This window comes from Pseudomonadota bacterium (assembly GCA_010028905.1).
In the GTDB taxonomy this organism is placed as follows: domain Bacteria; phylum Vulcanimicrobiota; class Xenobia; order RGZZ01; family RGZZ01; genus RGZZ01.
The window spans coordinates 1-4,471 of the sequence record RGZZ01000413.1; the positions used below are offsets into that span (position 1 = coordinate 1).

At 68.0% G+C, this 4,471-nt stretch carries 3 protein-coding genes; 1 reads left to right on the forward strand and 2 read right to left on the reverse strand.

Features of this window, described 5'->3' with window-relative positions; genetic code table 11:
* Positions 1–80 precede the first annotated feature (80 nt).
* Positions 81–2,375, forward strand: coding sequence for a glycoside hydrolase family 9 (locus tag EB084_20175; protein NDD30583.1), 2,295 nt, complete (start codon positions 81–83; stop codon positions 2,373–2,375).
* 5 nt (positions 2,376–2,380) lie between these two features.
* Here the strand turns inward: EB084_20175 and EB084_20180 are convergent, their stop codons facing one another.
* Together EB084_20180 and EB084_20185 are read right to left on the reverse strand one after the other, a co-directional pair.
* Positions 2,381–3,667, reverse strand: a complete 1,287-nt coding sequence (locus EB084_20180; GenBank protein NDD30584.1) for an extracellular solute-binding protein — start codon at positions 3,665–3,667, stop codon at positions 2,381–2,383.
* Positions 3,668–3,680: 13 nt separating this feature from the next.
* Positions 3,681–4,433 carry a hypothetical protein gene (locus tag EB084_20185; protein ID NDD30585.1) on the reverse strand — a complete coding sequence of 251 codons (753 nt, stop codon included), beginning with the start codon at positions 4,431–4,433 and terminating at the stop codon, positions 3,681–3,683.
* Positions 4,434–4,471: the final 38 nt, after the last annotated feature.

Below are 4,471 nucleotides of genomic sequence, written 5' to 3' on the forward strand. Positions count from 1 at the left end.
GGCTCGGGCCGGACTATCGAACGGGCGCTCCGCGAGAGTGGGACTTCTCAAGGCGCTGTCCCCCTCCGGAGGCGTTCAGGGTGGTGGGGGAGGGTCGCTCTCTCTCCGTTCTTCGGGTGGGCTTCCGCCGCCGGGTGGCCTATGCGTGCGAGCGCACCGACGACCTTCGCGTGACGTGCGCGCTCTGTCTCGTGCTCGCCCGTCCCGTTGCAGCCGGGGAGCGGGTGCGGGTGGTCTCACCCATCGCTGCCGTCGAGGCGGTGGCTTCCCCGTTTCGCTACAGCCCCGCGGTTCACTGCAGCCACGAGGGATATCTCACGCGTGGCCCCAAGGTGGGCCTGGTGGGGGCGACCCTGGGCACGCTCGGGGAGCTCGACGTGGGCCCGCAGCGCTTCACGCTGGTCGACGAGCGGGGCCACGGGGTGTTTCGTGGCGTGCTGCGGCCTCGGGCCGATCGGGGGTTCACCTGCGAGCCGCCGCCCTACACAAAGGTATGGGCGGCGGACTTCACGGAGGTGTCCACCCCGGGGCGCTATCGGCTCGTGGTCGAGGGGCTCGGCGCATCACACCCGTTCTTCATCGACGATGCCGTGGGGGCCGATCTCGCTCGAGCCTACGCGCTCGGGCTCTATCATCAGCGATGCGGCGTCGGCTTGTCGCTGCCGTACACCCGTTTTGCGCACGCCCCCTGCCACGTGGCGCCGGCAGAGGTTCCCACCGTGCGATCGCGGCACACGCAGGATGTGCTGCTCGAGCTCTCGCGCCAGCGTGACGGGCGGCAGTCTGCACCGGCCCTCTCGTCGGTGGCGCGCGCGCGCTTCCCGTTCTCGAAAGCGGGGAGGGTCGACGTGCATGGCGGGCACCACGACGCTGGCGATTACAGCAAGTACCTCATCGACAGCGCCCTGCTCGTGCACGCGCTCACCTTCACCGCCGACTGCGTGCCCGGCGCTTCACGCATCGACAATCTCGGGCTCCCGGAAAGCGGGGACGGGGTCGCCGATCTGCTGCAGATGGCATGTCACGAGGCCGACTTCATCTGTCGCGCGCAGGATGGCGACGGCGGGTTCTACTTCCTCGTCTATCCGCGTGACCGCAAGTACGAATGGGATGTGCCGCCGGATCGGGGAGACAGACAGGTCGTCTTTCCCAAGAACACGTCGGCCACCGCGGCCTGTGTGGCCGCGCTCGCCCAGATCAGCGCGTCTCCGAGCCTGCGCGCCAGCCGTCCACGTGAGGCCGCGCGCTACCTGCGCGCCGCCCGTGCGGGCTTTGCCTTTCTCGAGCGGGCCTGGACCCTTCACGGGCGCGTGGGCGCCTATCAGCGCATCACGCACTACGGGGCGGAGTTCGCCGACCGCGATGAGATCGCGTGGGCTGAGGCTGAGATGGCGGTGGCCACCGGGGAACCGCGCTACGCGCGCTTGCTGGCGGTCGATTTCGACCCGCGAGACCCGGAGACGTTGCGATGGACGTGGTGGCGCATGTACGAGGGGTACGGCTGCGCCACCCGCACCATCGCGTTCCGCGGTCGGGCGGCCGGCCTGCCCGCCGACCTCGTGGAGGCCTGCCGCCAGCGCGTGCTCGACGCGGGACGCGATCAGGTGCTCTGGGCCGACGCCTGCGCCTATCGCACGAGCTTTCCGCTCCCCGACAAGCGCTTCGGGAACGCGGTCTGGCACGCGGGGGGAGACCACGCCTTCGACGCCATGGCCGCCGCGCTGATCGCGCCTTCAGCCTCGCTGTTCGCCACGGTGGTGAGCAACCTCGACTTCGACCAGGGCGCCAACCCGAGCAATGTCGACTTCGTCACCGGCCTGGGGTGGCGCAGGCCACGCGAGATCGTCAGCCAGGCGCACGCCAATGACTGGCGCAAGCTTCCTCCGTCTGGGCTTGCGGTGGGTTCCCTGCGCTCGGTGGAGCCCTTCCTCCCTCGCTTCGGCACCCGCCTGCGGGAGCTCTCCTTCCCCCCAGACGACGCACCTCGCGCGCCATCACCGCTCTACGATCGCTGGAGCGATTCGTGGCACGTGCAGACCGAGCTGGTGACGGCAACCCAGGCCCGCTGCCTCGGTGCGGCCATCTTCCTGATGGTCGGCACGCCGCAGGCCCGTCAGCCCTGGCGGGGGGCTGCCGCTGAGATCCGCGTGCCTCCCGCGCGCGCCGGCGAGCCGCTCACCGTGCGCCTCACATGCGGGGCGCTCGATCTCTCGAAGGCCAGCCGCATCGTGTGGGAGCGTGCCGGGTGCGAGCCCGTCTTCGGAGGTGTCACCCTCACCTTCACGCCCCTTCCTGGTGTCTCAAAGGTGGAAGCGGAGGCGCAGATGCCAGACGGGCGACGCATCTCTGCCGCCACCTCGTTCAGCGCGCGGTAAGGCGCTCAGGTTCCCGGGAACAGCCGCGAGATGACGTCGATGGCCTCGCGCACCGCTTGCTGGGGCGTTGCGGTGCCCTTCACCGCGCTCTCCGCGAGCGGTTTCGAGAATGCGCCGAGGATGCGGTTGAAGAGGGGCGTGTTCTCGACGGGGCGCACCCACGGGAGCTGGCGGGCGAACACCGCGAGATGGGGGTTTCGTTTCAGCAGCGCCTGGAAGGCAGGGTCGCTCTGCAGCGAGGGGCGGTAGGGAAGCTGTGAGGCGGCCTCGAGAAACGCGAGGTCGGCCGGCCGAGAGATGAGGAACTCGATCAGGGCGGCGGCTTCCTTCGGATGCTGGCAGGTGCTGAAGACGCTGATGTTGCGGAAGTTGCCATAGCTGTAGACCGGCCGCTTCGGATCGGTGCCATCTGGCACCATGAGGGGAGCGAACCCGAACTTCACGGTGCTACCGGCAATCTCGCTCAGGAGCTGGATGTTCCATGGGCCCGTGATGAGAAAGGCGAGCTTTCCGGAGGCAAAGGCTTCGGTCTGGGCTGATGGGGTGGGGTAGCGGTCGCGCTCGGAGGCGTATCCGCTCTTGAACGTGCGCGCGATGAACTCGAAGATCGCGGTGGCGGCGGCTTCGTCGACGGCCGGTCGCTGGCTGGCGTCGAGAAATGTCTTGCCGCTCGTGGCTGCGATGTAGAGCGGGTAGAAGTCGTAGTAGCGGCTGTACCAGCGGTCGACCGGCGCCGGCGCCCAGGCCTGGATCCCGCGTCTGCGAAAGACCTCGGCCATGGCCAGGAACTGACCGTACGTGCGCGGCGGCTGCTGCTTCGGCCCCAGCAGCGCGCGGTTGTACTGCAGCATGATGGGGTTGCACTTCCACGGGATCTGGTAGAGGTGCCCGTCGGTGGAGCGGAAGGCGTCTGCAGGGCCCGAGCGTCGCTGCGAGGCCGCCATGAGGGTGGTGTGGCCGTCGAGCGGCAGCACCCCCCCCATCTTCACGTACTCGTGCACGTTCACGGGGAACATGTGGGCGCACACGTCCGGCGTCTTGCGGTCCTTGATGGCCTCGCGAAGCACGTCTTCGGCCACGCGCTCGGCGGGCATCTTCTGCAGCCGTACCTGCACGTCCGGATGCACGCGGTTCCATCGGCTCACCATGTCGATTGCCCAGCCGGCTTCGGCCGCGTAGGGCGAGCACCACATGGTCAGGGTGACGCGAGGGGGGGTCGCATTCGCGTCGGGCACGACGAGCAGCGCCGCGATGAGGGCGGCGACGCTCAGGGAGACAAGACGTCGCAACATTCGGGGGTCTCTCCTACTTTCCCATGGCCTGACGGTTCACCAGCTTGCCGTCGCGGTAGATGAACACCTGACCCGTGCTGAGGTAGAAGTCGGTGATGTAGATGTGGTACTGCAGGATCGAGTAGTTGTCGGGAATCTGGGTGCGATTCGTGTAGTTGGGGATGCCGTATCTCTCGATGGTCTTGTCGCGGTCTGTGACCGCGCCTGTCATCGTCTCTTCGCGGGCCACCTGTGGGATGATCCAGCGGGGACGGCCGCTGGCCCAGATGCCCAGGCCCTTGGCGCGCGCGTACTGTGAGAAGCTCTGGTAGGAGGCCGGTGCGTCGTTTGCGAGCTCTCCGTAGCCGTCGCGCAGCACCGCCTTGTTGAAGTTCACATAGGTGCTGCCCTGCACCACCATCACCTCACCCACCATGGTGGGGATGGAGCCGCCCTCGACGCGTCGCTTCACCCGCACGTGCAGCAGGTATCCTCCCAGCATCTTCTGCACGTACTTCCCGAAGGCGGACTCAGCCTGGGGAGGGATGCGCACCCCGTAGAGCACGACGCGGTTCGAGCCGCTGATGTCTTCGTGGCTCGTGGCAACGAAGATGTTGCCGTTGGTCGTGGTGCCGGCAAAGAAGCACGAGAACAGGGGATCGCGGGCGTCTGCGGGAGATGCAGACGTGAGCAGCAGGGCCGCCAGCACGGTCACGAGCGTTACAGCGATGCCCAGGGCATACCGGGAGGTCGGAGAGGTGGAGCGATGATGGCGTCTGCGGTGCACGGGTCTGCCTTACGACCTGCCGTTCCCCCCGTCCTGCG

Bases quoted from the DNA above. Each gene is read 5' to 3' on its own strand.
- EB084_20180 (NDD30584.1), bottom strand. From the start codon at position 3,667: ATGTTGCGACGTCTTGTCTCCCTGAGCGTCGCCGCCCTCATCGCGGCG.